Annotated in this window: 23 protein-coding genes and 2 pseudogenes; 11 read left to right on the top strand and 14 right to left on the bottom strand. The window is 71.6% G+C overall.

From position 1 onward, the window contains the following. Nucleotides 1-21 precede the first annotated feature (21 nt). Nucleotides 22-714, bottom strand: a complete 693-nt coding sequence (locus tag QIS99_RS09580) for a metal-dependent transcriptional regulator (protein ID WP_282512386.1) — start codon at nucleotides 712-714, stop codon at nucleotides 22-24. 237 nt (nucleotides 715-951) lie between these two features. On the opposite strand from QIS99_RS09580, the gene QIS99_RS09575 reads away from it, so the two are divergent. Further along, nucleotides 952-1,746 carry an SIS domain-containing protein gene (locus QIS99_RS09575; protein WP_282512384.1) on the top strand — a complete coding sequence of 265 codons (795 nt, stop codon included), beginning with the start codon at nucleotides 952-954 and terminating at the stop codon, nucleotides 1,744-1,746. Nucleotides 1,747-1,873: 127 nt separating this feature from the next. Here QIS99_RS09575 and QIS99_RS09570 read toward each other — a convergent pair whose 3' ends face one another. Further along, a complete protein-coding gene (locus tag QIS99_RS09570) occupies nucleotides 1,874-3,322 on the bottom strand; it encodes a PAS domain-containing protein (protein WP_408909516.1) in 1,449 nt (482 codons plus the stop codon). A 517-nt stretch (nucleotides 3,323-3,839) separates the two neighbouring features. After that, on the bottom strand, nucleotides 3,840-4,940 hold the full coding sequence (locus QIS99_RS09565; RefSeq protein ID WP_282512382.1) for a citrate synthase 2: 1,101 nt from the start codon (nucleotides 4,938-4,940) through the stop codon (nucleotides 3,840-3,842). Between the two features lie 260 nt (nucleotides 4,941-5,200). Here QIS99_RS09565 and pdxH point away from each other — a divergent pair, with 260 nt between their 5' ends. Next, nucleotides 5,201-5,893, top strand: coding sequence for a pyridoxamine 5'-phosphate oxidase (gene pdxH, locus QIS99_RS09560; protein ID WP_408909523.1), 693 nt, complete (start codon nucleotides 5,201-5,203; stop codon nucleotides 5,891-5,893). Between the two features lie 92 nt (nucleotides 5,894-5,985). Here the strand turns inward: pdxH and QIS99_RS09555 are convergent, their stop codons facing one another. Genes QIS99_RS09555 through QIS99_RS09545 form a run of 3 tightly spaced genes read right to left on the bottom strand, consistent with a single transcriptional unit; the run spans nucleotide 5,986 to nucleotide 8,920 of the window. Then, entirely contained in the window at nucleotides 5,986-6,588 is a 603-nt protein-coding gene (locus tag QIS99_RS09555) for a TetR/AcrR family transcriptional regulator (RefSeq protein ID WP_282512380.1), read from the bottom strand. After that, nucleotides 6,576-7,310, bottom strand: coding sequence for an enoyl-CoA hydratase family protein (locus QIS99_RS09550; RefSeq protein WP_282512378.1), 735 nt, complete (start codon nucleotides 7,308-7,310; stop codon nucleotides 6,576-6,578). The genes QIS99_RS09555 and QIS99_RS09550 overlap by 13 nt, the downstream gene beginning before the upstream one ends. Continuing rightward, entirely contained in the window at nucleotides 7,307-8,920 is a 1,614-nt protein-coding gene (locus QIS99_RS09545; RefSeq protein WP_282512753.1) for a 4-coumarate--CoA ligase family protein, read from the bottom strand. The genes QIS99_RS09550 and QIS99_RS09545 overlap by 4 nt, the downstream gene beginning before the upstream one ends. Nucleotides 8,921-9,222: 302 nt before the next feature. On the opposite strand from QIS99_RS09545, the gene QIS99_RS09540 reads away from it, so the two are divergent. From QIS99_RS09540 to QIS99_RS09525, 4 genes are all read left to right on the top strand, one after another. Beyond that, nucleotides 9,223-10,041 carry a bestrophin-like domain gene (locus QIS99_RS09540; protein WP_282512376.1) on the top strand — a complete coding sequence of 273 codons (819 nt, stop codon included), beginning with the start codon at nucleotides 9,223-9,225 and terminating at the stop codon, nucleotides 10,039-10,041. Between the two features lie 240 nt (nucleotides 10,042-10,281). Further along, entirely contained in the window at nucleotides 10,282-11,697 is a 1,416-nt protein-coding gene (locus QIS99_RS09535) for a family 2B encapsulin nanocompartment shell protein (RefSeq protein WP_282512374.1), read from the top strand. Nucleotides 11,698-11,757: 60 nt separating this feature from the next. Then, entirely contained in the window at nucleotides 11,758-12,618 is an 861-nt protein-coding gene (locus tag QIS99_RS09530; RefSeq protein ID WP_282512372.1) for a geranyl diphosphate 2-C-methyltransferase, read from the top strand. Between the two features lie 145 nt (nucleotides 12,619-12,763). Then, complete coding sequence (locus QIS99_RS09525; RefSeq protein ID WP_282512370.1) at nucleotides 12,764-13,873, top strand: family 2 encapsulin nanocompartment cargo protein terpene cyclase; 1,110 nt, start codon at nucleotides 12,764-12,766, stop codon at nucleotides 13,871-13,873. A gap of 205 nt (nucleotides 13,874-14,078) precedes the next feature. Here the strand turns inward: QIS99_RS09525 and QIS99_RS09520 are convergent, their stop codons facing one another. Together QIS99_RS09520 and QIS99_RS09515 are read right to left on the bottom strand one after the other, a co-directional pair. Continuing rightward, on the bottom strand, nucleotides 14,079-14,492 hold the full coding sequence (locus tag QIS99_RS09520) for an NUDIX hydrolase (RefSeq protein WP_282512368.1): 414 nt from the start codon (nucleotides 14,490-14,492) through the stop codon (nucleotides 14,079-14,081). Next, nucleotides 14,489-15,148 (bottom strand): NUDIX hydrolase, encoded by a 660-nt coding sequence (locus QIS99_RS09515; RefSeq protein WP_282512366.1) that lies wholly within the window; start codon nucleotides 15,146-15,148, stop codon nucleotides 14,489-14,491. The genes QIS99_RS09520 and QIS99_RS09515 overlap by 4 nt, the downstream gene beginning before the upstream one ends. A 355-nt stretch (nucleotides 15,149-15,503) precedes the next feature. On the opposite strand from QIS99_RS09515, the pseudogene QIS99_RS09510 reads away from it, so the two are divergent. Further along, nucleotides 15,504-15,869 (top strand): annotated as a pseudogene (locus tag QIS99_RS09510) (class I SAM-dependent methyltransferase); the annotation flags it as partial. 7 nt (nucleotides 15,870-15,876) lie between these two features. Further along, nucleotides 15,877-16,131, top strand: coding sequence for a DUF397 domain-containing protein (locus QIS99_RS09505; protein WP_349017291.1), 255 nt, complete (start codon nucleotides 15,877-15,879; stop codon nucleotides 16,129-16,131). Here the strand turns inward: QIS99_RS09505 and QIS99_RS09500 are convergent. From QIS99_RS09500 to QIS99_RS09480, 5 genes are all read right to left on the bottom strand, one after another. Then, the gene (locus QIS99_RS09500; RefSeq protein ID WP_282512364.1) at nucleotides 16,096-17,262 is read right to left on the bottom strand and encodes an acyl-CoA dehydrogenase family protein; all 1,167 of its coding nucleotides are present in this window, start codon (nucleotides 17,260-17,262) and stop codon (nucleotides 16,096-16,098) included. The genes QIS99_RS09505 and QIS99_RS09500 overlap by 36 nt on opposite strands. After that, on the bottom strand, nucleotides 17,259-19,118 hold the full coding sequence (locus QIS99_RS09495; RefSeq protein ID WP_282512362.1) for an acetyl/propionyl/methylcrotonyl-CoA carboxylase subunit alpha: 1,860 nt from the start codon (nucleotides 19,116-19,118) through the stop codon (nucleotides 17,259-17,261). Before QIS99_RS09495 ends, QIS99_RS09500 begins: the two co-directional genes overlap by 4 nt. 96 nt (nucleotides 19,119-19,214) lie before the next feature. Further along, nucleotides 19,215-20,828: an acyl-CoA carboxylase subunit beta gene (locus tag QIS99_RS09490; protein ID WP_282512360.1), complete on the bottom strand. Its 1,614-nt coding sequence runs from the start codon at nucleotides 20,826-20,828 to the stop codon at nucleotides 19,215-19,217. Further along, on the bottom strand, nucleotides 20,825-22,540 hold the full coding sequence (locus QIS99_RS09485; protein WP_282512358.1) for an acyclic terpene utilization AtuA family protein: 1,716 nt from the start codon (nucleotides 22,538-22,540) through the stop codon (nucleotides 20,825-20,827). The genes QIS99_RS09490 and QIS99_RS09485 overlap by 4 nt, the downstream gene beginning before the upstream one ends. Further along, nucleotides 22,533-23,327, bottom strand: a complete 795-nt coding sequence (locus tag QIS99_RS09480) for a TIGR03084 family metal-binding protein (RefSeq protein WP_282512356.1) — start codon at nucleotides 23,325-23,327, stop codon at nucleotides 22,533-22,535. Before QIS99_RS09480 ends, QIS99_RS09485 begins: the two co-directional genes overlap by 8 nt. A gap of 121 nt (nucleotides 23,328-23,448) precedes the next feature. Here QIS99_RS09480 and QIS99_RS09475 point away from each other — a divergent pair, with 121 nt between their 5' ends. Together QIS99_RS09475 and QIS99_RS09470 are read left to right on the top strand one after the other, a co-directional pair. Further along, nucleotides 23,449-23,715: an Arc family DNA-binding protein gene (locus tag QIS99_RS09475; protein ID WP_282512354.1), complete on the top strand. Its 267-nt coding sequence runs from the start codon at nucleotides 23,449-23,451 to the stop codon at nucleotides 23,713-23,715. Then, the gene (locus QIS99_RS09470) at nucleotides 23,712-24,098 is read left to right on the top strand and encodes a PIN domain-containing protein (RefSeq protein WP_282512352.1); all 387 of its coding nucleotides are present in this window, start codon (nucleotides 23,712-23,714) and stop codon (nucleotides 24,096-24,098) included. Before QIS99_RS09475 ends, QIS99_RS09470 begins: the two co-directional genes overlap by 4 nt. A gap of 55 nt (nucleotides 24,099-24,153) precedes the next feature. On the opposite strand, the gene QIS99_RS09465 is transcribed toward QIS99_RS09470, so the two are convergent. Then, nucleotides 24,154-25,080, bottom strand: coding sequence for an EamA family transporter (locus tag QIS99_RS09465; protein ID WP_408909515.1), 927 nt, complete (start codon nucleotides 25,078-25,080; stop codon nucleotides 24,154-24,156). Nucleotides 25,081-25,284: 204 nt separating this feature from the next. On the opposite strand from QIS99_RS09465, the pseudogene QIS99_RS09460 reads away from it, so the two are divergent. After that, nucleotides 25,285-25,399, top strand: a pseudogene (locus QIS99_RS09460) (phosphoserine transaminase); the annotation flags it as partial.

The raw sequence follows: 25,399 nt of genomic DNA, 5'->3' as shown, positions 1-25,399 counted from the left end.
AGGAAGCGCCGCAGGGACGGCTCAGCGCTTGGCCACGAAGACGTGCGAGGCGATCTCCGCCTCCAACTCGGCGGCCTCGCCACTGCTGCCCACCAGGACACCGCCCGGCGACTGCGTCACGCTCACCACGGCGCCCGGCTGCACACCGGCCCGCCGCAGCGTGTACATCAACTGCGCGTCCGTCTGGATCGGTTCGCCGATGCGGCGCACGACGACCGTCTTGCCTTCGCCGTCCGCCTCCAGGTCGGCCAGGCTGACCATGCCCTCGTCCAGGAACGGGTCGGCCTCGGCCTTCTCGCCCAGCTCCTCCAGGCCCGGGATCGGGTTGCCGTACGGCGACTCGGTGGGGTGGCGGAGCAGTTCGAGGACGCGGCGCTCCACGGCCTCGCTCATCACGTGCTCCCAGCGGCAGGCCTCGGCGTGCACCTGCTCCCACTCCAGGCCGATCACGTCGACGAGCAGGCACTCGGCGAGCCGGTGCTTGCGCATCACGCGGGTGGCGAGGCGGCGGCCCTCGTCGGTGAGCTCCAGATGGCGGTCGCTGGCGACGGACACCAGCCCGTCCCGCTCCATGCGCGCCACCGTCTGGCTGACCGTCGGGCCGCTCTGGTCGAGCCGCTCGGCGATCCGGGCGCGCATGGGGACCACACCTTCCTCCTCAAGCTCAAGGATGGTGCGGAGATACATCTCCGTCGTATCGATCAGTCCGGACATACGTGCCCCTCATGCTGTGACAGAAAAGAGAGCTGCGGCTGTCGCTCCGCAGCGTCCTGCGCTGGCCCTGCATCAATTCTGACGCATAGCGCCGACAACCGTGCCGTGCCGGGGGATCCGGCCCCGCGGGCGGCGGTCCGGCCGTATTGACAGGGCACTGGTCCAGACCGCAACGTGAGCGGCGGCGGGCATCCGTGCCGCCCTTGTCAGGCACCTTCCCGGGAGAGGCCCGCGGCGATGAGCCCCACGAGCGACGGCGGCGGTACGCACGCCGCCCACGGCGAGAACAAGTCGGCCGGACAGTATTTCGACGCCGCGATCGGGCTGCTTGAGCGGGTGCGGGACGAGGAGCGGGACGCGATCGCCGCAGCGGCCACGGCGATCGCCGACACCGTCGAGTCCGGCGGCCGGCTCTTCGCCTTCGGCGCCGGGCACTCCTCGCTCGCCGCGCAGGACGTGGTGTACCGCGCGGGCGGCCTGGCCCTGATGAACCTGCTCGCGGTGCCCGGCGTGGTCGGTGTGGACATCATGCCCGCCACGCTCGGCTCCGCCCTGGAGCGGGTCGACGGTCTCGCGGCCGCCGTGCTCGACACCAGCCCGGCGAAGCCCGGTGACGTCCTGGTGATCATCTCGCTCTCGGGCCGGAACGCGCTGCCGGTCGAGATGGCGCTGCACGCCCGCGCGCTCGGCCTGAAGGTGATCGGCGTGACGTCGGTGGTGTACGCGACGGAGACCCGCTCCCGGCACGTGTCCGGGACCTTCCTGAAGGACCACTGCGACATCGTCCTCGACAGCAAGATCGCGGTCGGGGACGCGGAGCTGACGGCGGACGGCGTGGCCGCGCCCTTCGGCCCCGCCTCCGGCGTGGTCACGAACGCGCTGCTCCAGGCCACGATGGCGGCCGCCGCCGGCGAGCTGGCGTCCCGCGGCTTCGACCCGCCGATGCTGCGCTCGGGCAATGTGGACGGCGGCCACGAGTGGAACGGCCGGGTCTTCGAGGAGTACGGGGACCGGATCTTCTACCGCCGCTGAGTTCTCGTACGCCCCTCAGGGTGTTCTCGTACGACTCCTCAGGGTGTTCTCGTACGACTCCTCGGGACGTTCCCGTACGACGCTCCTCAGGACGTTCCGTACGACTCCTCGGTACATTCCGTACGACTCAGGACCTCTCCTCGACAAGTCGCGCCAGGTCGATCGCCGAGGCCACGCGCGCGGCGACGCTCTCCGCGTACCCGGCGTCGGTGCGCTCGAACGGGGTGCGGCTGGCCGAGCGCAGGAACGTGACCACGCCGAGCGTCACGCCCCGGCTGCGCAGCACCGCGCACAGGGCGTGCACCGAGTCCTGAGGCCACTGCCGCGCCCGCGCCCACTCCCCCACCGGGGAAGCCGCGCCCGCGCTCGCCCGCACCGGCCCCGCCCGCGTCACGCACTGCAGCGCCGGATGCCCCTCCGCGTACCGCACCGGAAGCCCCGCCCGGTCGCCCGGCACCACCGGGCCCGGCGTCTCGGCGGGCGTGGCGGCGGCGCGGACGAGGCGCGGCGCACCGGTCGGGGACGCCGGGTCGAGTACGTCGACCAGGGCGTGATCGGCGAATCCGGCGAGGGCGAAGTCCAGGTGGACGCCGACCGCCTCCATCGGGTCCTCGCACTCGCCCGCGGCCCGGGCGGCGCGCTGGAGCTGGTTGCCGCGGAAGCGCAGCTGGGCCGCCTCCTGCTCGGCGAGCTTGGCCTCGGTGACGTCCTGGAAGAGCCAGCCGACGCCGAGCGGAACGGGTTCCTCCGCGAGCGGTGAGGCGAGCCGCAGGAAGCCGCTCCGCCAGCACCGCCGCTCACCCCCACCGCCCCCGGCGCCGTCGGCTCTGCCGCCCTTGCCGCCCTCGCCGCGCTTGTCTCCCCTGTCGCTCCCGTCGTCCCCGTCGGCCCGGCGCACCGACACCCACAGCTCGGCGGGCGCGGGCGGCGCGCCTTCGGCGAGTACGTGGGTGAGGGCGCTCTCCAGTTCCTCCACGCCCTGGGCGAGGAGTTCGCCGAGAGGGCGGCCGAGGGGGGCGGTGCGGTTGGTGCCGAGGAGGCGGGCCGCGTGCGCGTTGACGACGGCGGGGCGCAGGTCGGCGTCGATCAGGACGACGCCCCAGGAGGCGTCCTCGAAGAGGGCCTCGCTGAGGGCGATCGAGCGCTCCAGGTCGATCTGCGTGTGCACCTCGCTGAATGCGCAGTACACCCCGGCGGGCTTGCCGTCGGGTCCGCGGACGGCGGCGGACTGGGTGCGTACGAGCACGCGCCCGCCGTCCTTGGTGACGAGGGCGAACTCGTGGACCTGGCGGCCGTGCGCGGACATCGCGGCGAGCAGCCGCTCCTCGACCTCGGCCGCGTCGGCGCTGCGCACGGCCCAGCCGGCGAAGCCGTGCCGGCCGACGGCTTCGTCGGCCGTCCAGCCGAGGATGCGCTCGGCCTCGCGGTTCCAGTGCGTGACGACTCCGTCGGCGTCGAGGGCGCAGAGTGCGGCGTCCATGCCGTCGAGCAGGGCCGCGAGGAGATCGTCGGACGCGGGTGCCTCGCGGCCCTCGCCGGCCGCGTCCGTCATTCCACTGTGCCGGGATGCACTCACCTGGCCACCCCCTGCAGGACGAGTGAGCCTTACGGCATGCACCGCGCATGCAGTGCACACCGATCATTCAACTCGAACGTGACGCATCCCACATCAACTTCCGGGAAAAAATCGTGCCCGGAATCGTCCGCGAAATTCGGTTGTGGCGGCCGGGCCGGGTTCCTAGGCTGGAGTCACTTCGGAAAGGAGGTGGTTCGGCAGATGTATGCAAACCGGACAGGAGAGGTGACTGCGGGCTAGCGGCCTGCTGTCGCACTCAGTGCGGTGCCGGACCAGCGTGCGAGTGAGCACGCAGCCGGCCAATCCAACGCAGTCACCCGATCCGCGGGCCGCCGGTGATGTCCGGCCGGCTTCCCGCCGCTCACCGCGGCGGGAACCATGGCCCGCGGATCGTCTGCGTTTCCGGGCCCGTACACACGCGCCGGACGCACGCGCCGTACAAACGCGCCGTACGCACGCGCCGTACAAACGCGCCGTACGCACGCCCGCACACACGCCCCGTACGCACGACGGGAACTCAGCCCGAGATCTCCCCGAACCCCTCGATCGACTGCGGCGTGCGCGAGCCCGGTCCGATGTACGTCGCCGAGGGGCGTACGAGCCGTCCGGTCCGCTTCTGTTCCAGGATGTGCGCCGACCAGCCGGCCGTGCGGGCGCAGGTGAACATCGACGTGAACATGTGCGCCGGGACCTCGGCGAAGTCCAGCATGATCGCCGCCCAGAACTCCACGTTCGTGGCGAGCACCCGGTCGGGGCGGCGGGCGTGCAGCTCCTCAAGGGCGGCCTTCTCCAGCGCCTCGGCGACCTCGAACCGCGGCGCCCCCAGCTCCTTCGCCGTACGCCGCAGCACGCGGGCGCGCGGGTCCTCGGCGCGGTAGACGCGGTGGCCGAAGCCCATCAGCCGCTCGCCCTTGTCGAGGGCACGCTTGACGTAGGCCGTCGCGTCGCCGGTGCGCTCGATCTCCTCGATCATGCCGAGGACGCGGGACGGGGCGCCGCCGTGCAGCGGCCCCGACATGGCGCCGACCGCACCCGAGAGAGCCGCGGCCACGTCCGCGCCCGTCGAGGCGATGACGCGGGCAGTGAACGTCGAGGCGTTCATGCCGTGCTCGGCGGCGGAGGTCCAGTAGGCGTCGACGGCCTTGACGTGCTTGGGGTCCGGCTCGCCCCGCCAGCGGATCATGAACCGCTCGACGACGCTGGACGCCTTGTCGATCTCGCGCTGCGGCACCATCGGCAGGCCCTGCCCGCGCGCCGACTGGGCGACGTACGACAGCGCCATCACGGCGGCGCGCGCGAGGTCGTCGCGGGCCTGCGCGGAGTCGATGTCGAGCAGCGGCTTCAGGCCCCACACCGGGGCGAGCATGGCGAGCGCGGACTGCACGTCGACGCGGATGTCGCCGGAGTGCACGGGAATGGGGAACGGCTCGGCGGGCGGCAGGCCGGGGTTGAAGGCGCCGTCGACCAGGAGCCCCCACACGTTGCCGAACGAGACGTGGCCGACCAGATCCTCGATGTCGACGCCGCGATAGCGAAGCGCGCCGCCTTCCTTGTCCGGTTCGGCGATCTCCGTCTCGAACGCGACGACTCCTTCAAGTCCGGGTACGAAGTCGGACATCGGGCGGCTCCTCAGGTGTGGACGTGCGCGCGTTCCGGGTCGGTCCCCCCGGTGATGCCCCGCTCGGCCGGTGGTCATCCGGCCGACTCGGGCGGTCCTCGGACGATAACCCCTGGTGCGTCGTTTGGGGAGCCCTCAGTGCCACTTGGGGTGAATTACGCGGCACTCAGTGCCATCCGGGTGCGGGAACGGTGGGCGGGAACGGTGGGCGGGAGGGGTGCACGAGAGGGGTGCGTGAACTGCCGTGCGCGTACGGCAGGATGGCCCGCGTGAACGCTTCCGACCCCGTGGTGCCGCCCGAGCCGGCGGCGATGCGCCGCCACTACCGCGCCGAGGGCATCACCCCCGACGCCCTCGCCGCCGACCCGATGACCCAGTTCGCCCGCTGGTTCCACGACGCCGCGCGGGCCGAGGATCAGGGCGCCCTGTACGAGCCGAACGCGATGGTCGTCGCCACCGCCGACGCCGAGGGCCGGCCCAGCACGCGCACGGTCCTGCTGAAGGCGTACGACGACCGCGGCTTCGTCTTCTTCACCAACTACGAGTCCCGCAAGGCCGCCGACATCACGGCCCACCCGTACGTCTCACTTCTCTTCCCCTGGCACCCGATGGCCCGCCAGGTGATCGTCTCGGGTACGGCGCTGCGCACCGGCCGGGACGAGACGGCGGCGTACTTCCGCACCCGCCCGCACGGCTCGCAGCTCGGCGCGTGGGCGAGCCCCCAGTCGACGGTGATCGGCTCCCGCACCGAACTCGACTCGTCGTACGCGGACCTGGAGCGCCGCTACCCGGAGGGCGAGCAGGTGCCGGTGCCGCCGCACTGGGGCGGGTACCGGGTGGTGCCGCAGAGCGTGGAGTTCTGGCAGGGGCGGGAGAACCGGCTGCACGACCGGTTGCGTTACGTACGGGAGCCGGGGTCCGACGGCTGGCGGCTGGAGCGCTTGGCGCCGTAAGCCGTAAGCCGTGAGCCGTGAGCCGTGAGCCGTGAGCCGTGAGCGGTAAGCGGTAAGCGGTAAGCCGTAAGGGCTCTGCGGGGCACGGGAATTCAGCCGTCCAGCGCCTCGTCCAGCAACCGCCCCCACTGCTCCACCACCCGCTCCCGGCGCACCCGGTCGTCCGTGAGGACATTGGCGAGGCCGAGCCCCCGGGCCATGTCCAGGAACCCCTGCACGGTCTCCCGCACCCCCGGCACGGACTCGTCCGCCCCGAGCAGCTCCACCGCCATCCGGTGCGTCTCGCGGCCGACCCGCGCCTCCAGCTCCGTCACGCGCGCGTGCAGCTGCTCCTCGTGGGAGGCGGCGACCCACAGGTGCAGGGCGGCCCGGAACAGCGGCCCGGTGTAGAGGTCGACGAGGGCCGCGACGACGGCCCGGCGGTCCTGCGCGGACACCGAACGCAGCGCGCTCGACCGCTGCTCGGCGACGTACTCGACGGCCGCCGTGAACAGGTCCTCGCGGGTCGGGAAGTGATGCTGGGCCGCACCGCGCGAGACCCCGGCGCGCTCGGCGACGACGGTCACCGTGGACCCGGACCAGCCGTGCTCGGCGAGGCAGGCCACGGCGGCCTCCAGGAGTTTCTGCCGGGTGGCTCGACTGCGGTCCTGCTTGGGATAGCGGTCCGATCGCGCCGTCGCGTCTACAACACCCATGCAGGATCCCGTCGTTCGAAGAATGCCGTCATGCCTTCCCTGGCCTCCTTGGACGCGAACAGCGAGGCGGAGCGCTGTACGAGGTCCTCCGCATCGCGGTCGAAGGCCTCCAGGACTCTAGCCGTGGCCAGCGCCTTCGACTCCGCGAGCCCCTGCGGAGAGGCCTTCCGGAAAGCGTTGAGCACGGTCTCCAGAGCCCCGTCGACCTCCGCCGCCGCCTCCGTGACAAGCCCGATCTCCGCCGCCCGCACCGCGTCGAACCGCTCCCCGGTGAGGTAGTACCGGGAGGCGGCGCGCGGTTCGAGGCGCGGAAGCAGCGGCAGCGAGATCACGGCGGGCGCGACCCCGAGCCGCACCTCGGTGAACGCGAAGTCGGAGCCGTACGAGGCCAGCGCGAGGTCGCAGGCCCCGACGAGCCCGAGCCCGCCCGCCCGTACGTGCCCGTCGATCCGCGCCACCACCGGCTTGGGCAGCTCGACCAGCTGCCTCAGCAGCGCCACGAAGCCGTACGGGTTCGGCGGCTCCTTGAGGTCGGCGCCCGCGCTGAACGTGGAGCCGGTGTGGCTGAGCACGACGGCCCGTACGCCCGGGTCCTTGCCGCACTCGGCGACCGCCTGCGCCAGGGCGGTGACGAGCTGCGCGGAGAGTGCGTTGCGGTTCTCCGGGGCGTCCAGGGTGAGGGTGGTGACGCCCCGGTCCTCGCTAACGGTCAGCTGCTTCATTCCTGGTCCTCGGTTCCTTTCGTGCGTGCGCTCTCGCGGTCCCGCAGTTCCCTGCGCAGAATCTTTCCGCTGATCGCGCGCGGCACGCTCTCGACGAACTCGACGCGGCGGATCTTCTTGTGCGGGGCGACGCGCTCGGCGACGTACGCGGTGATCTCCTCGACACCGATCTCCTGCTCCTGCTCCCGCTCCCGCTCCTGGCGTACGACGAACGCCTTGGGGATCTCGTTGCCGTCCTCGTCGTACACCCCGATGACCGCCGCGTCGGCCACGCCGGGGTGGGTGAGCAGCAGGGCCTCCAGCTCGGCCGGGGCGACCTGGAAGCCCTTGTACTTGATGAGTTCCTTCACGCGGTCCACGACGAACAGCCAGCCCTCGGCGTCGACCCGGCCGATGTCGCCGGTGTGCAGCCAGCCGTCCGCGTCGATCATGTCGGCGGTGGCCTCGGGCCGGCCGAGGTAGCCCTTCATGACCTGCGGTCCCCGGATGACGATCTCGCCGCGCTCGCCGGGCCCGAGGTCGCGGCCCGGCTCGTCGAGGGAGACGATGCGCATCTCGGTCCCGGCGATCAGCTTGCCGACGGTGCCGGGCGGCGGGTGCTGCTCGTCGAGCGGTACGAGGTGGGTGCCGGGCGAGAGTTCCGTCATGCCGTACGCCTGGATCACCGCGGGCAGGCCGAGGCGGCGCGCGCAGGCCGCGGCGAGCTCGGCGTCCAGCGGCGCGGCGGCGCTGAGCACCAGCTTCACCGACGACAGGTCGTACGCGTCGACCTTCGGGTGCTTGGCCAGCGCGAGCACGATCGGCGGGGCGACGTACAGGGCGGTGATGCGGTGCTGCTCGATCGCGGCGAGGAAGGTGTCGAGGTCGAAGCGGGGCAGGACGACGACGGTGGCGCCGTGGCGGAGCGGGGCGTTCACGAGCGCTGTGAGGCCGTAGATGTGGAAGAAGGGCAGCACCGCGAGAATCCGCTCGCCCTGTCCGAGGGGCATCGACGGGTGCAGCTGGGCCAGGTTGGTGGCGATGTTGCGGTGGGTGAGCATGACGCCCTTGGGGACGCCGGTGGTGCCCGAGGAGTACGGGAGGACGGCGAGGTCCCGCGCGGGGTCGAGGTCGACGTGCGGTTCGGGCGCGGTGGACGCGGCGAGTTCGAGGACGGAGCGGTGGCCGTCCGCTTCGTCGCACACGAGGATCTCCCGTACCCCGCCCGCGAGTTCGGCCGCCGCGCGGGCCACGTCGAGCAGCGGCGACACGGTGACGACCCAGCTCGCCCCGGAGTCGCGCAGCTGCTTGGCGAACTCCTCGGGCGTGGACAGCGGGTGCACGGTGGTGACGGCGGCGCCGGTGCGGGTCGCGGCGTGGAACACGGCCGGGAAGGCGAGGGTGTTGGGGCTGTGCAGGGCGAGCACGTCGCCCTTGCCGAGGCCTGATGCGGCCAGCGCGGCGGCTATGCGGCGGTGGGCGGTGTCGAGTTGGGCGTAGGTGAGGGTGGCGCCGGTGACGCCGTCGATCAGGGCTTCGGTGTCGCCGTACGTGGGGGCTTCGCCCAGGACGGCGTCGTGGATGGGGAGTTCGAGCGGGGGTACGTCGTCGTACTCGCTGCGGAAGACCATGGGCGCCATGGGCGCACTCCCTTGCCTCGGGTGCGGTGCGAGGACTCTTCGCGGAACGTGCGGGGCTCTCGAACGCCCTGCGAGGCTCAGAGCGTGGCAGCAGACCCAGAAACAATCAAGCGTGCTGGTTCAGCTCGGGCGGGGCTCGCAGCGGGCCGGACTCGCAGCCGGACCGGATGGCGAGGGTGATAGCCCGGCGGGGGTGACGGCCGGGCGGGGGTGACGGCCAGGCGAGGGGGGCCGGGCGACGTGCGCGTGTTCCGCCGCCTTCCGGAGGCCGCCTTCCCCGATGATCGTCGATCATGTGGGTCACTGCGATCGTCGCCGTCTCAGCGCTGGTCATCGGACTGCTTCTCAAGCGCTTCCTCCGTGCACGCCTGGTCGGCGAGAACGCCGAATCGGTGACAGTGCGGGACCTCATCAGCCCGGTGGAAACGCTCGCCACGCTGATTCTCGCCTTCGCCATCGTCGTTGCCGCCGAGTCCTTCGGGGCGGCCGGAGAAGCGAGCCGCACCGAGGCCGGGGCGGTGGATCACCTCTACGAGGTGGCGGACTTCGTGGAGGGGCCGACCCGGGAGAGGCTCCAGGCGGACACGGTCTGCTACGCGCGTGCCGTCCAGTTTCACGAATGGCCGCACATGGCCAGGAGAGGGACCTCCGACGTGCCGAGCGTGTGGAGCACCCGGCTGCGAAAGGACCTGAAGGAGACCGACAAGAACGGGCCGGCCTTCGAGATGATCGTGGCGGCTGACGACGAGCGGTCCCAGGCGCGCCAGAAGAGGATCTCCGAGGCGTCGCCGACCATTCCCGCAGTCATGTACTGGTTCATGCTCCTGGCACTGGCCGTCGTGATCGCCGGCCTTGCTTTCTGCCTCCCCCACCGCAAACTGGGCACCGAACTCACCTGCCTTGTCGTGCTGTCCGCGCTGATCGCGGGCTGCCTGATGCTGACGCGCGACATCGACCGCCCCTTCGACGGCCTGATCAGAGTCGACGCCTCGGCGATGCGCGCCACCCAGATGGACATCAGCGACGACTTCGCCCGGGACTACCCGAAGCAGCCACTCCCGTGCGACGCCTCCGGAGCCAGCACGACACGCCCTGTCGCCGCCGCATCCTGACCGCCGGCCGTCACCGCACTCCGCCCCGCACGCCGTCCCGCACTCCGCCCCGCACGCCGCCCCCTTGGCGCGCGGGGCGATTCATTCGAGCGACTGCCGCCGCCCGCTGCCGGTTTGCGCGTTGCCGCCGCAAAGCACTCTCTGTTACCTTCCGCTACGTTACGTAACGACCGCTGGTGGCGGGCAGCCCCGCCGGCTCACTCGCGGGCGCGCGGACCACCGAGTTCAAGGAGGACGCACATGACAGTCGAGACGGACACGGCCCCGGCAGACGCCTCGCAGGAACAGCAGAGTCTCAGCACGGGCAGTGCACGAAATCTCGCGACGACGACCAAGTCGGTCCCGCAGAACCAGGAGCTCAGCTCCCGGTGGCTGACCCGGATGCTCCCCTGGGTGGAGGTCGCAGGCGGTACCTACCGGGTGAACCGGCGTCTGGCCTACGCGGTCGGCGACGGCCGGGTGACGTTCATCAAGACCGGCTCCGACGTCCAGGTCATCCCGGCGGAGCTGGGCGAACTGCCGTTGCTGCGCGGCTTCGACGACCCCGACGTCCTCGCCGCACTGGCCTCGCGGTTCGTGCAGCAGGAGTTCGAACCGGGCCAGGTGATCGCGCAGGAGGGGCAGCCCGCCGACCACGTCTACCTGATCGCGCACGGCAAGGTCGAACGGGCCGCCGCCGGAAAGTACGGGGACGAGGCACGCCTCGCGCTGCTGGCCGACGGCGAGACCTTCGGCGGGCAGGTACTGGGGGAGGCGGACGGCACGTGGGACTTCACGGCCCGCGCCGCGACCGCCTGTACGGTCCTCGCGCTGTCGCAGCTGGAGTACCGGGCGGTGGCCGACCAGCACGAGGAGCTGGCCCGCTACGTAGAAGAGCAGCAGCGTGCCGACGGCAGCCAGCGGCGGAACAAGCACGGAGAGGCGGAGATCTCCCTGTCGGCCGGGCACGCGGGCGAACCCGACCTGCCCGCGACCTTCGTGGACTACCAGGCCAAGCCGCGCGAGTACGAGTTGAGCGTGGCGCAGACCGTGCTGCGGGTGCACTCCAGGGTCGCCGACCTCTACAACGACCCGATGAACCAGCTGGAGCAGCAACTGCGGCTCACCGCCGAGGCCCTGCGCGAGCGCCAGGAGCACGAGCTGGTCAACGACAGGGACTTCGGGCTGCTCGCCAACGCCGACTACAACCAGCGCATCCAGACCCACTCCGGCCCGCCGACCCCGGACGACCTGGACGAGCTGCTGTCCATGCGGCGCAACACCCAGTTCCTGTTCGCTCACCCCAAGGCCATCGCGGCCTTCGGGCGCGAGTGCAACAAGCGGGGCCTGACCTTCGGCACCGCCGACATCGGCGGCCAGCCGGTACCGGCCTGGCGGGGGGTGCCGCTGCTGCCGTGCGGGAAGATCCCGGTCGTCGGCGGGCACACCACGTCGATCATCGCGATGCGAACGGGCGAGGACAACCAGGGCGTGGTCGGCCTGCGCCCCACCTCGCTGCCCGACCAGGTGGAGCCCGGCCTCAACGTGCGCTTCATGGGCATCAACGAGAAGGCTGTCATGTCCTACCTGGTCAGCAGCTACTACTCCGTCGCGTCGCTCGTTCCCGACGCCCTCGGTCTCCTGGAGAACGTCGAGGTCAACCGCCCGCGCTCCTGACCGGCCCCCACACCCGAGGACATGAGTCCCCGCCACGTCACCAGAATGGAAACCTTTCTTATGACCACCAGTGCGCCCGCGTCGGCCCAGGTCCTGCGCACCGCGTTCCAGCAGTCGGTCGCCGACTACTGGAACGCCGAGAAGGACCCCGTCAACCTGCGGCTCGGTGAGGTCGACGGCCTCTACCACCACCACTACGGGCTCGGCGAGTACGACACCTCCGTACTCGAAGGACCCGAGGACACCCGGGAGGTGCGCATCATCGAGGAGATGCACCGCCTGGAGACGCAGCAGGCCCGGGTCCTCATCGACCGCCTCGGCGACGTCGGGAGCGAGGACCGCCTCCTGGACGCCGGTTCGGGCCGGGGCGGCACCAGCTTCATGGTCAACAAGCGCTTCGGCTGCTCGGTGGACGGGGTGTCGATCTCCCAGACTCAGGTCGACTTCGCCAATCAGCAGGCCCAGAAGCGCCAGGTGGCCGACAAGGTGCGCTTCCACTTCCGGAACATGCTGCACACGGAGTTCGAAACAGGCTCGCGCCGGTCCATCTGGACCAACGAGACCACCATGTACGTCGACCTGTTCGAGCTGTACGCCGAATTCTCGCGGATGCTGGAGAGCGGGGGCCGCTACGTCTGCATCACCGGCTGCTCCAACGACGTCATGGGCCTGCGCTCCAAGGCGGTGAGCCGGATCGACGAGCACTACACCTGCAACATCCACCCCCGCAGCGAGTACTTCAAGGCCCTCGCGGCCAACGGCCTCGTCCCCATCGACGTCGTCGACCTGACGGCGGACACGATCCCCTACTGGGAGCTGCGGGCGAAGTCGTCCGTCGCCACCGGCATCGAGGAGCCCTTCCTCACCGCCTACAAGGAAGGCAGCTTCCACTACCTGATGATCGTCGCCGACAAGATCTGACGAACCTCAGCCGCCGGCGCGTTTCAGGGCGCCGGCGCAGCCATGACACTCCACGCTGCCCGGCACACCCCGGCGCCGGGCAGCCCCGCCCGCGGCACCTCAGGCTGCCGCCCCACCGCTCCCGCTCCGAAGGGAACTGACCACCGTGGCATCCAGCATCCCGCTCGGGCCGACCGGCATGGGCACCGCCGGTCTGCGCATCATCGAGGCGCCGCCCGCCGATGAGGCGTCAGCAGAGTCCGCGCACACGCCTTCTGGTGAGCAGCCGGTACGTCCCATCCCGGGCCTGCGTTTCCAGCCGGCCGTCCAGCCGGACCCGGCGCTGGTCGCCGAGGTGGACCGCCGTACCAAGGAATGGGCGCAGGAACTCGACCTCGTCCCGGCGAAGTGGGACGACCAGTTCGAAGGCTTCGGCTTCGGACGCGCCGTCTGCCTCGGGCACCCCGACCACGCGGATGTCGACCGCCTGGTCGTCGCGGCTCGCCTCCTGGTCGCAGAGAACGTCGTCGACGACTGCTACTGCGAGGACCACGGCGGCTCCCCCGAAGGGCTCGGCGCCCGTCTCCTGATCGCCCACTCCGCGCTTGACCCCCTGCACACCACCCCCGGATACGCGGCGCACTGGCGCGAAGGGCTGCGGGCGGACGCCCCGTTGCGGGCCTACCAGTCGGCCATCGAGCACGCCGCACCATGGGCCGCGCCCGCCCAGCTGGACCGGCTCCGCCACGACCTGGGGCGCCTCCACCTCGGCTACCTGGCCGAAGCCGCCTGGAGCCTGGACGACACGACTCCGGACGTCTGGGAGTACCTGGTGATGCGCCAGTTCAACAACTTCCGGCCCTGCCTGACCCTCACCGATCTGGTCGCAGGCTACGAACTCCCCGCGCCGCTCCAGGCCCTCCCCGCCCTCCAGCGCCTGACCGCGCTCGCCGGGAACGCCGCCACCCTGGTCAACGACCTGTACTCCTACACCAAGGAGAAGCGCTCCCCGCGCCCCCACCTCAACCTGCCCGTCGTCATCGGCCGCCGCGAAGACCTCCCCGAACGCGAGGCCTACCTGAAGGCCCTCGACGTCCACAACGAGATCATGGGCCGGTTCGAGACCGAGAGCGCCCAACTGCGCGCCCAGTTCCCCGAAGCCGTTCTCGGCCGCTACCTCACCGGCCTGGCCGCCTGGGTCGCCGGCAACCACGAATGGCACGCCACCAACACCTTCCGCTACACCCTCCCCGACTTCTGGCCCCACGAGGACTGAACGGGACGCAGCCTCCCGCACCCGGACCGGGCGCCCGCGCCGATCCGCCGGTGCGCCTGCTCCCGGCGTTCGGCCTCGTGCGGGTCTTCCTCGACCGGCGTCAGATCGATGTACGGCCGTACGAGACCGCTCATGCCCGTGTACGGGTTCCACGCGGCGGGATCGACGGCGTACGGCTTCCGGTGGTACGGCCGTCGAACGCTGGTCAGGAAGGCAGAACCGAGTCGAGGTAGTCCTGCACCGGCTCGAACAGCCCGTACGGCACGTACTGCGGGATCTCGCCACGGGTGGCCCAAGCCAGTTCGGCCAGCTCTTCGGTGTCCGCGACGTAGGCAGTGCCGGCGATAACCTCGCAGGCCGTGTACGACATCAACCGGCCCGTCTTCGGGTGGACGCGCTCACCGAGGAGTTTTACGGCGGCCACGTCCAGGCCGGTCTCTTCCTTCGTCTCGCGCACGGCGGCGTCCTCGCGGGGCTCGCCGGGCTCGACCTCTCCGGCCGGGAACTGCCAGGAGAGCTGCCCCTCGCTGACCCGGCGGCGCACCATCAGCACGCGTCCCTCGTGCACAACGATGGCGGCGGCGATGCCCGGGCGCTCGTCCGTGTTCTGCTGCGTCACGTGTGCTCCTCCAGGACGGCCAGGATGGGTGGGAAGATCGTATCCACGGGGATGAAGCGGGTCACCGCGTTTCTGGGGACCCACATGACGTCGATGTTCTCGGCCGCGTCGCTGTTGGTGGCCTCGCCGGCCAGGTACTCGCACAGGAAGTACTCGCACAGCACGCCGGTCACGGGGTGAAGTCGGTTGCCGAGGTGCTGACGGATCGCGCAGTGAACGCCCGTCTCGTCCAGGGTCTCCCGCACGGTGGCGGTCTCTGCCTTGCCTCCCGGCTTGATGACCCCTGCCGGGAACTGCCATGTGATTCCGGCGGCGTCGTCGTCCCGGCGGCATACCAGGAGGACATCGCCGTCGCGGACGACCACCGCGATGGCAACTCGAAGTGCCTGCGCTCCAGGTGGTGTTGAGTCCGCTGCGGCCTGTTCCTTCGCTAGCAGGAGCGCGAAACGCTGTCGAGCTGTCGGCGGGGCCTGCTCGTGTGCCGTGTCGAGGAGTTGCTGCATCTCCCTGCGTGGCACGACGGACGCGTCCGAGTGCCAGGCGGCCACAGTCCTCACGGCAATGCCCAGGTGGGCGGCGAACTGTTCGTTGCCGAGCCGTAGGGCGGACTGCAACAGGCAGGCGTACCGGCCGCTCCAGCGCTCGATCACGTCCACAAGACTGCCCCCTCGTCGCCGTCCCGGTGCAGGAATCCGCGCGCCGAAAGTGCACTCCCACTGCACTGGCACTTCATGGTCACGCGAGAAGCGGCCCGGAAGAATCAGAGTCACCCAGAGGCCAGGAAATCACCCGCCGAAGGCTCTGTCCCTGGGAAGCGTAAGAGAGGCGCGAAAGTGCCAGACGACCGCAGGGAGATTCTAGATGCGTACCCCCAGCGGATAGCAGGCAAAGGGAAGTTGGCCGAATCGGAGCTCTCGGTCGGCTGCCCGACCACACCTCGCCCGGCATTCGATTGTCCGGGGCCTCGCCCGTACGCCCAAGCCGCTTCGCCAGCGCCGGTAACCTCAGCTCGTCCGCGAGGCCCACCGCGTACTCATCCCAGGCGGCCGGATCACCACCGGGGTCCCCGACGCCGCCTTCGCTCTGAGCCACTACCCCCGCCCCCTGGACACACCCGACGAGGCGATCGAGCGCTGGTATGCCAAGCGCGACTGCCTCGGCCACATCAACACCCGGCTCGACCTCGTCAACCTCGTCTTCCGTGACCAGGACGACGACCCCACGTACACCCCACACCTGTGGGCCTACGACCACGAGAAGCTCGTCCAGCTCTTCACCGAGGCCGGCTTCACCACCGTCGAGCCCTGGACGTACGACCCCACCTTGGCCAACCCCAAGCGCCGCTGGGGCAGCGTCTACGTCGTCGCCACGAAGTAGCCCCTGGCTGGCTCCCGGCGAGCGGCAGCTGGTCCGTGGAGTCGACTTCGACGCGGCCACGTGGCGCAAGTCGTCGTACAGCAACCAGGACGGCGGCAACTGCATCGAGATCTCCGACGACCACCCCACCCACACCCCCGTCCGAGACAGCAAGAACGCCCAAGGGCCGGTGCTCGTCTTCGAGTCGGCCGCCTGGGCGTCCTTCGTGTCCGGTGTGCGTGCGGGGTCAGTAGGACTTGGGCAGCCCCAGCGACTGATGTGACACATAGTTGAGGATCATGTCGCGGCTCACCGGAGCGATCCGGGCCACTCGGGCCGCCGTGATCAGCGAGGCCAACCCGTACTCGCGCGTCAGCCCGTTGCCGCCCAACGTGTGCACCGCCTGGTCGACCGCCTGGACGCACGCGTCCGCCGCCGCGAACTTCGCCATGTTGGCCGCCTCGCCGGCCCCCGCGTCGTCGCCCGTGTCGTACAGGTGGGCCGCCTTCTGCATCATCAGGCGGGCCAGCTCCAGGTCGATGTGGGACTTGGCAAGCGGGTGGGCGATCGACTGGTGGGCGCCGATGGGGTCGCGCCAGACCTGGCGTTCCTTCGCGTACGCCACCGCCCGCGCGACCGCGTACCGGCCCATGCCGATCGCGAACGCGGCCGTCATGATGCGCTCCGGGTTGAGGCCCGCGAAGAGTTGCAGCAGGCCCGCGTCCTCGTCGCCGACCAGCGCGTCCGCCGGGAGCCGGACCTCGTCCAGGACCAGCTCGAACTGCTTCTCCGGGGCCTGGAGTTCCATGTCGATCCGGTGGCGCTGAAAGCCCGGCGCGTCCCGGGGGACGATGAACAGGCAGGGCTTGAGACGGCCCGTACGGGCGTCCTCCGTGCGGCCCACGATCAGCGTCGCGTCGGCGATGTCCACGCCGGAGATGAAGACCTTGCGCCCCGTCAGGACCCAGTCACCGGAGGCGCCGTCACGGCGGGCCGTCGTCGTGATGCGGTGCGAGTTGGAGCCCGCGTCGGGTTCCGTGATGCCGAAGGCCATCGTGCGGGAGCCGTCGGCGAGGCCCGGCAGCCAGGCCCGCTTCTGCTCGTCCGTACCGAAGCGGGCGATGACCGTCCCGCAGATCGCAGGGGACACCACCATCATGAGCAACGGGCTGCCCGCCGCCCCCAACTCCTCAAGGACGATGGACAGTTCGGCTATGCCGCAGCCCCCTCCCCCGTACTCCTCCGGGAGGCTGACCCCCAGGTACCCGAGCTTCGCCGCCTCCGCCCACAGCTCCTCGGGGTGGCCGCCCTCGCGGACGACTCTGGTCATGTAGTCGCGGCCGTACCGCTTGCCGAGCGCGGCGACGGCGGCGCGCAGTTGCTTGTGCTCCTCGGTTTCCAGGGTGGCGGTCATGACTCTTTCTCCTCCTGTACGACGGCGAGCAGGGCGCCCACCTCGACCTGGCGGCCGGGTGCGGCGTGGAGCGCGGTGAGCGTGCCGGAGGCGGGAGCGGTGACGCGGTGCTCCATCTTCATCGCCTCCAGCCAGAGCAGGGGCTGCCCGGCCCGGACGGACACGCCCTCGGCCAGACCCTCCGCGAGGCGTACGACCGTGCCGGGCATGGGCGCGAGCAGGGAGCCGGGTGCCTGGTCGGCGGTGGCGTCGGGGAAGCGGGGCAGGGCGGTGTACGCGGCGCCGTTCACGTGGACGCGGCCGTCCGGGTACGACGCGACCCTGAACTGCCGCCGCACGCCCGCGACTTCGAGGGCCACAAGATCCGGACGCACCCGCAGCACCCGCACCCCGTCCGCGTCGAGCCCCGTCCGCGTGTGCCGGTACCGCACCTCGTGCTCGGCCCCGTCCGGCTCGCTCCGGTACCGCTTGACCTGGTCCTGCGCGTGCAGGTTGCGGAAGCCGCCGAAGCGGGACCGGCCGTGCGCGTCGGCGAGCGCTGCGGCGAGAGGGGCGTACGGGTCGAGCCCGGGCTCGGTGAGTGCATCCAGGTGGCGGTCGTAGAAGCCGGTGTCCATGCGGGCGGCGGCGAACTCCGGGTGCCGGAGCGACCGTACGAGGAAGTCGCGGTTCGTCACCGGTCCGTGCACCTCGGCCCGCTCCAGGGCCCCGGCCAGGCGGCGCAGCGCCTCCGCGCGCGTCGGGGCGTGCGCGACGGCCTTGGCGAGCATCGGGTCGTAGTGCACGCCGATGGTGTCGCCGTCCGTGCAGCCGGTGTCGACCCGCACCCCGGGTACGGAGAACCTGTGCAGCGTGCCCGTCTGCGGGGCGAAGCCGTTCGCCGGGTCCTCGGCGTACAGGCGCGCCTCGACCGCGTGCCCGCGCGGGGCGGGCGGCTCCGGGTCAAGGGCGAGACCTTCGGCGACGTGCAGCTGGAGCGCGACCAGGTCGACGCCGAACACCGCTTCCGTGACGGGGTGTTCGACCTGGAGGCGGGTGTTCATCTCCAGGAACTGGGCCGTGCCGTCGTGCCCGACCAGGAACTCGACCGTGCCCGCGCCGACGTAACCCGTGGCGCGCGCGGCCCGTACGGCCTGCTCGTACAGCGACTCCACGAGCGAAGGGTCGAGTCCCGGCGCCGGGGCCTCCTCGACGACCTTCTGGTGACGGCGCTGGAGCGAGCAGTCGCGGGTGCCGAGCGGCCACACCGTGCCGTGCCGGTCCGCGAGCAGCTGTACCTCGACGTGCCGCCCTCCCTCCACGTACGGCTCGACGAACACCTCCCCGTCCCCGAACGCGCTCGCGGCCTCGGCCTGCGCCGCCTTCAACTCGGCGTCCAGCACGGAAAGTTCCCGTACGACCCGCATGCCGCGCCCGCCACCGCCCGCCGCCGCCTTCACGAGGACCGGAAGATCCGCCTCCGTGACCTCGGCGAGCGGCGCGATGCCCATCAGCTCCTTGGCCCGCGTCTTCGACGCCATCGCCTCGATCGCCTCGGGCGGCGGGCCGATCCACAGCAGGCCCGCGTCCGTGACGGCCCGCGCGAAGTCGGCGTTCTCGGAGAGGAAGCCGTACCCGGGGTGCACCGCGTCCGCCCCGGCGGCCTGCGCGGCCTTCACGATCAGGTCGCCGCGCAGATACGTGTCGGCGGGCGCCGAGCCCGGCAGCCGTACCGCCGCATCGGCCTCGCGTACGTGCAGGGCGTCCGCGTCGGCGTCGGAGTGCACGGCGACCGTGGCGATGCCGAGCTCGCGGCAGGTACGGAAGACACGGCAGGCGATCTCGCCCCGGTTGGCGACGAGGAGAGTTCCGATCATGGGGAGTGCTCTTTCCACTGGATCACCGCAACCATCAATTGAGGAACCACCGCGGCGAGCAACCAGATCCGCGAGAGCGGCGGCGGTTCAGCCGCACTAGAGGCGAAAGACGCCGAAGCCACCCCGCGCCCCCTCGTACGGGGCCGTGTGGATCGCGGACAGGCACATGCCGAGGACCGTCCGCGTGTCCCTCGGGTCGATCACGCCGTCGTCGTAGAGCCGCCCGGACAGGAACATCGGCAGCGACTCGGACTCGATCTGCTGCTCCACCATGGCGCGGAGTGCGGCGTCCGCGTCCTCGTCGTACGGCTTGCCCTTCGCGGCGGCCGACTGCCGGGCCACGATCGACAGCACGCCCGCGAGCTGCTGCGGGCCCATGACGGCGGACTTGGCGCTGGGCCAGGCGAACAGGAAGCGCGGGTCGTAGGCGCGGCCGCACATGCCGTAGTGACCGGCGCCGTACGAGGCGCCCATCAGCACGGACAGGTGCGGCACCCGCGAATTGGACACCGCGTTGATCATCATCGCGCCGTGCTTGATGATCCCGCCCTGCTCGTACTCCTTGCCGACCATGTAGCCGGTGGTGTTGTGCAGGAAGAGCAGCGGGATGTCGCGCTGGTTGGCCAGCTGGATGAACTGGGCGGCCTTCTGCGACTCCTCGCTGAACAGCACGCCCTGCGCGTTGGCGAGGATGCCGACCGGGTAGCCGTGCAGCGCCGCCCACCCGGTGACCAGGGACGACCCGTACAGCGGCTTGAACTCGTCGAAGTCCGAGCCGTCGACAATCCGGGCGATCACCTCGCGCGGGTCGAAGGGGATCTTGAGGTCGCCGGGCACGATGCCGAGCAGTTCCTCGGGGTCGTACTTCGGTTCCGCCACCGCCGCCGGGTCCGGATCGGCGTACGCCTTGCGCCAGTTGAGGCGGGCGACGACGCGGCGGGCCTGGCGCAGCGCGTCCGGCTCGTCGGCCGCGAGGTAGTCGGCGAGGCCGGAGGTCCGGGCGTGCATCTCGGCCCCGCCGAGGGACTCGTCGTCGCTCTCCTCGCCGGTGGCCATCTTGACCAGCGGCGGCCCGCCGAGGAACACCTTCGCCCGCTCCTTCACCATGATCACGTGGTCGCACATGCCGGGTACGTACGCGCCTCCGGCGGTGGAGTTGCCGAAGACCACGGCGACCGTCGGGATGCCGGCGGCGCTGGACTGCGTGAGGTGTTTGAAGAGGGCGCCGCCCGGGATGAAGATCTCCTTCTGCGAGGGCAGGTCGGCGCCGCCGGACTCGACCAGGTGGATCGACGGGAGCCGGTTGGCGAGCCCGATCTCATGCGAGCGGAACGCCTTCTTCAGCGTCCAGGGGTTGCTGGCCCCGCCGCGTACGGTCGGGTCGTTGGCGGTGATCAGGCACTCGACGCCCTCGACGACACCGATGCCGCACACCATGGCGGCGCCCACGGCGTACTCGGGGGAGGCGCTGCCCCAGGCGGCGAGCGGGGACAGTTCGAGGAACGGCGTATCCGGGTCGAGCAGCAGCTCGATCCGCTCCCGGGCGAGCAGCTTGCCGCGCCCCCGGTGCCGTTCGACGTACTTCTCCCCGCCGCCCGCGAGCGCCTTGGCATGCTCGGCGTCCAGCTCGGCGAGCTTGTCGAGCATCGCGGCGCGGTGCGCGGTGTGGTCGGCGGCAGTGGGGTCGATGCCGCTGTTCAGGACGGTCACAGCAAGTCCTCCGGAATCTCGACGTGCCGGGAGCGCAGCCACTCCCCCAGGCCCTTGGCCTGCGGATCGAACCGCGCCTGCGCGGCCACGCCCTCGCCGAGCAGCCCCTCGACGACGAAGTTCACGGCACGCAGATTCGGCAGCACATGACGTACGACGGTCAACTGGGCGGTCTCCGGGAGGAGTTGGGCCAGCCGGTCCACGGTCAGCTCGTGCACGAGCCAGCGCCAGGCTTCCTCGTCGCGCACCCACACCCCGAGGTTGGCGTCCCCGCCCTTGTCCCCGCTGCGGGCCCCGGCGACCAGGCCGAGCGGGGCGCGCCGGGTCGGGCCGGGCGGCAGCGGCTCGGGCAGGGCGGGTTCCGGTACGGCCTCCAGGGCCCGGGTGTGCGACGGCGGCGGGACCTCCACCCGCGCCCCGTCCGGCAGTACGGCGGTGTGCGGTACGACCCCCTGCTCGACGTGGGCGGCGCGGAACACCCCGTACGGGGCGCCCTTGCCGGGCGGCGCCGTGACGTGGAAGCCGGGGTAGCTGCCGAGGGCCAGCTCGACCGCGGCGCCGCTGACGGCCCGGCCGACCGCGTCCTGCTCCGGGTCGCGGACCACGAGCCGGAGCAGTGCGCTGGCGGTCTCCTCGGTCCCGGCGTCGGCGCGGTCGGTACGGGACAGTTCCCACCGCACCTCGGCGGGGCGGGACGTGGCGCGGTCGAAGGCGTCCTCGACCTGGGCGCGTACGACGGCGGCCTTGGCGTCGACGGCGAGTCCGGTGAGCACGAACACGACCTCGTTGCGGAATCCGCCGAGCCGGTTCAGCCCGACCTTCAGCGTCGGCGGCGGCGCCTCCCCGCGCACCCCGTCGACCCGCACCCGGTCCTTGCCGTCCTGCGTCAGCCGTACGGAGTCCAGGCGGGCGGTGACGTCGGGGCCCGCGTACCGGGCGGGGCCGGTCTCGTAGAGGAGCTGGGCGGTGACGGTGCCGAGGTCGACGTGGCCGCCGGTGCCGTCGTGCTTGGTGATGACGCCGGACCCGTCCGCGTGGATCTCCGCCAATGGGAAGCCGGGGCGCAGCAGTTGGCGCACGGGATCGCGGCCGTCCGCGTCGAAGAAGGCGTAGTTCCCGCCGGTCGCCTGCGTCCCGCACTCCAGGACGTGCCCGGCGACGACGGCCCCCGCCAGCTCGTCGTACGCCTCGGGCCCCCACCCGAAGTGCGCGGCCGCGGCGCCGGTGACCAGCGCGGCGTCGGTGACGCGGCCGGTGACGACGACGTCCGCCCCGGCCCGCAGGCAGGCGGCGATGCCGTGCCCGCCGAGGTAGGCGTTGGCGGTGAGGGTGCCCTCGCCCCAGTTCCCGCGCCCGCTCAGGTCGTCGCCCTCGACGTGGGCGACGGCGGCCGGAACGCCGAGCCGTGCGCTCAACTCCCGTACCCGGTCGGCCAGTCCGGCCGGGTTGAGCCCGCCGGCGTTGACGACGATCCGTACGCCCCGGTCGTGCGCGAGCCCCAGACACTCCTCGGCCTGCCGCAGAAAGGTCCTGGCGTAGCCGAGCTGCGGGTCGCGCAGCCGGTCGCGGCCGAGGATGAGCATCGTCAGCTCGGCGAGGTAGTCGCCGGTCAGGACGTCGAGGGGGCCGTCGGTGAGCATGTCGCGCAGGGCGTCGAAGCGGTCACCGTAGAACCCTGAGGCGTTGCCGATCCGCAGCGGCCGGTCAGGCATGGGCGCTCCCCCGGGTACGGCCCTTGCCCGGCAGCCCGGCGAAGCACTGGGCGATGTCCAGCCAGCGGTCCGCGTCCGCGCCCTCGGCCCGCAGGTCGAGGTCGTCGCGGTGGGCGCGCTGGGTGACGAGCAGACAGAAGCCGTACGCGGACCCGGTCACGCGCTGCGGCGCCTCCTCGGGCCCGTACGCCCACACCTCCCCGCCGGGCGCGCGGAGTTCGACGCGGAACTCGCCGTGCGGCACGGGCAGCCCGCGCACCCCGAACGCGAAGTCCCGGGTCCGTACGCCGATGTGCGCGATGTGCCGCAGGCGCGCGGTGGGCTCCCGGCGCACGCCGAGCGCGTCCGCGACGTCCTGCCCGTGCGCCCAGGTCTCCATCAGGCGGGCGGTGCCCATGGACGTCACGCTCATGGGCGGCCCGTACCAGGGCAGCCGCTCCCCCGCAGGCCGGGCCCGGAGTACGCGCTGCAACTCCTCGCGCCCGTTCCGCCAGCGCGCGAGCAGTGCGCGGTACGGGAGCACGACCAGCTCCTCGGCCGCCTCGTCGACGAACGTCTCGGGCGCGGCGACCGCCTTCTCCACCTCGCGGGCGAAGCCCTCGGCGTCGGTGGCGGCGAGCAGGGCGGCCCGGTCGGTCCAGGTGAGGTGCGCGATCTGGTGGGCGACGCTCCACCCGGGCGCGGGCGTGGGCGAAGCCCACCCCTCCGCCCCCAACTCCGCCACCAGGGCGTCGAGTCCGGCACTCTCGTCACGCAGGTCGTCGAGCACGTACACGGGGTCGGGCACGAGCGCTCCCCTCACGGATGCGGTGTGCGGCGAGCATGGCAGCGGCACCGGAAACAATCAAGCGTGCTTGGAAAGTTTCGGCACACCGTGGCGGCGTTTACGCGGACGTATACCCACCCTCATGACTGACGCCGTGATCCGAGTCCCAGCCGAGGTGCGAGACCGCCTCGCGGTCATCGCCGAGTCCCGCGGCACGTCGATCCGCTCGCTGGTGCAGGAGTTCGCCGAGACCTCCATGACCGAGGAGGAGCGCCGCGAGCGAGCCGAGCGGACCCGCGCCTACCTGGCCGAGCACTTCGGGGTCGAGGTGACCGACGAGGAGAGTGCCGCGATGGGGCGCCGACTCCGCGAAGCCTTCGCACAACCCCGGGGTGACGAGGCAGCGTGATCCAGCACCATCTGATCCTCGACACCCCCACCCTCCTCGCCCTGTCGGGCAATCGGCAGGTCTCCGCGTTGATCCACCGAGCGGGCATCGAGCCCGAGTCGCGACTATGGGCCCCGGTCCTGTCGATCCTGGAGGCCGACCGCGAGTTCCTGGGTATCGCTGAGCACATCGGCGAGCTCGATGTAATCCACACCGTCGACCTGGACTACGCCGCCACCCTCACCGTCGCTCAGCTCCATCGTGACGGCGTACCGCCGGGCATCGGGGCCGCAGTGCACGCCATGCGGCACGTAACGGAGTGGGGAGCCGACGCACGGGTCGCCACCGTGACCCCCAAGGCGTACCAGGGGCGCGGCGTGCCGATCCTCGACCTGAACCGCTGACCTCACCCCGCTGAACGCCGGGCCGCTCAGTCCGTACCGGAGCCCGCGCCCCGCCTCACCCCTCCCGCAAAGCCCCCCTCACCTGCGTCCGTACCGCCCCCATGCTCGCCGCCACCACCAGGGCGATCGCCAGCGCGCCCGTCCAGGACAGGGCCTGATGGAGGATCAGGAAGCCAGCCGTCGCCGCGATGGCGGGCTCCAGGCTCATCAGGATCGCGAAGGTGGGCGCCGGCATCCGGCGCAGCGCGAGGAGTTCGAGGGTGTACGGCAGGACGGACGACAGGACCGCGACCCCCGCGCCGAGCGCCAGCGTCGTCGGGTTCAGAAGCTTCGAGCCGGACTCCACGATGCCGAACGGCAGGCTCAGCACCGCGCCGACGGCCATGGCGAGGGCGAGCCCGTCCGCCTGCGGGAAGCGGCGTCCCGTACGGGAGCTGAACACGATGTACGCGGCCCACATCGAGCCCGCGCCGACCGCGAACGCCGCACCCACCGGGTCGAGCCCGCCGAGGCCGCCCGCGCCGCCGAGCAGGAACACCCCGACGAGGGCGAGCGCCGCCCACAGCGCGTTGACCGCGCGCCGGGAGGCGAGGACCGAGAGCGCGAGCGGGCCGAGCACTTCGAGGGTGACGGCCGGGCCGAGCGGAATCCGGGCGACCGCCTGGTAGAACAGCCCGTTCATCGCGGCCATCGTCGCGCCGAAGACGAGTACCGTGCCCCAGTCGGCCCGCGTGTAGCCGCGTACCTTCGGACGGCACACGACGAGCAGGATGACGGCGGCCGCGACCAGGCGGATCGTCACCACGCCGAGCGCACCGGCGCGCGGCATCAGCGTCGCGGCGAGCGCCGCACCGAACTGCACGGACACGCACCCCGCGAGCACCAGCCCGACCGGACCGGCACCGCCGCCGGGCACCCGGCGCCGCCCCACCGCCTCGGGGGCGAGGGTTGCCTGTTCGGCGGTCTGCGGGCCAGCGTTCACGGGGTTCTCCGATGACGTACGTGCATAGCGGGCACTGTGCAGGATCTTGCACTGCCCAGACCAAGGTACTGCACCGCCGACGCCCGGGCCGCCCCTTTCCCTCCGTTTCCCTCCGTGGACACCCGTCTCGGAGGATGGACTCCGCCCCGTCTCGGGAGATGGACCGCGCAAACCGCCCGGCCAGGGACCCGCTAGGCTCCCGACGTGGCTGAGATCCAGATTCCCGCTGACATCAAGCCCGCCGACGGCCGGTTCGGCGCGGGCCCCTCCAAGGTGCGTACGGAAGCGCTCGACGCTCTGGCCGCCACCGGAACCTCCT

The sequence above is a fragment of the Streptomyces solicavernae genome, assembly GCF_029968095.1.
GTDB classification, from domain to species: domain Bacteria; phylum Actinomycetota; class Actinomycetes; order Streptomycetales; family Streptomycetaceae; genus Streptomyces; species Streptomyces solicavernae.
Note: the sequence above shows the minus strand (reverse complement) of the source record. Positions and strands in the feature narration are given on the sequence as shown.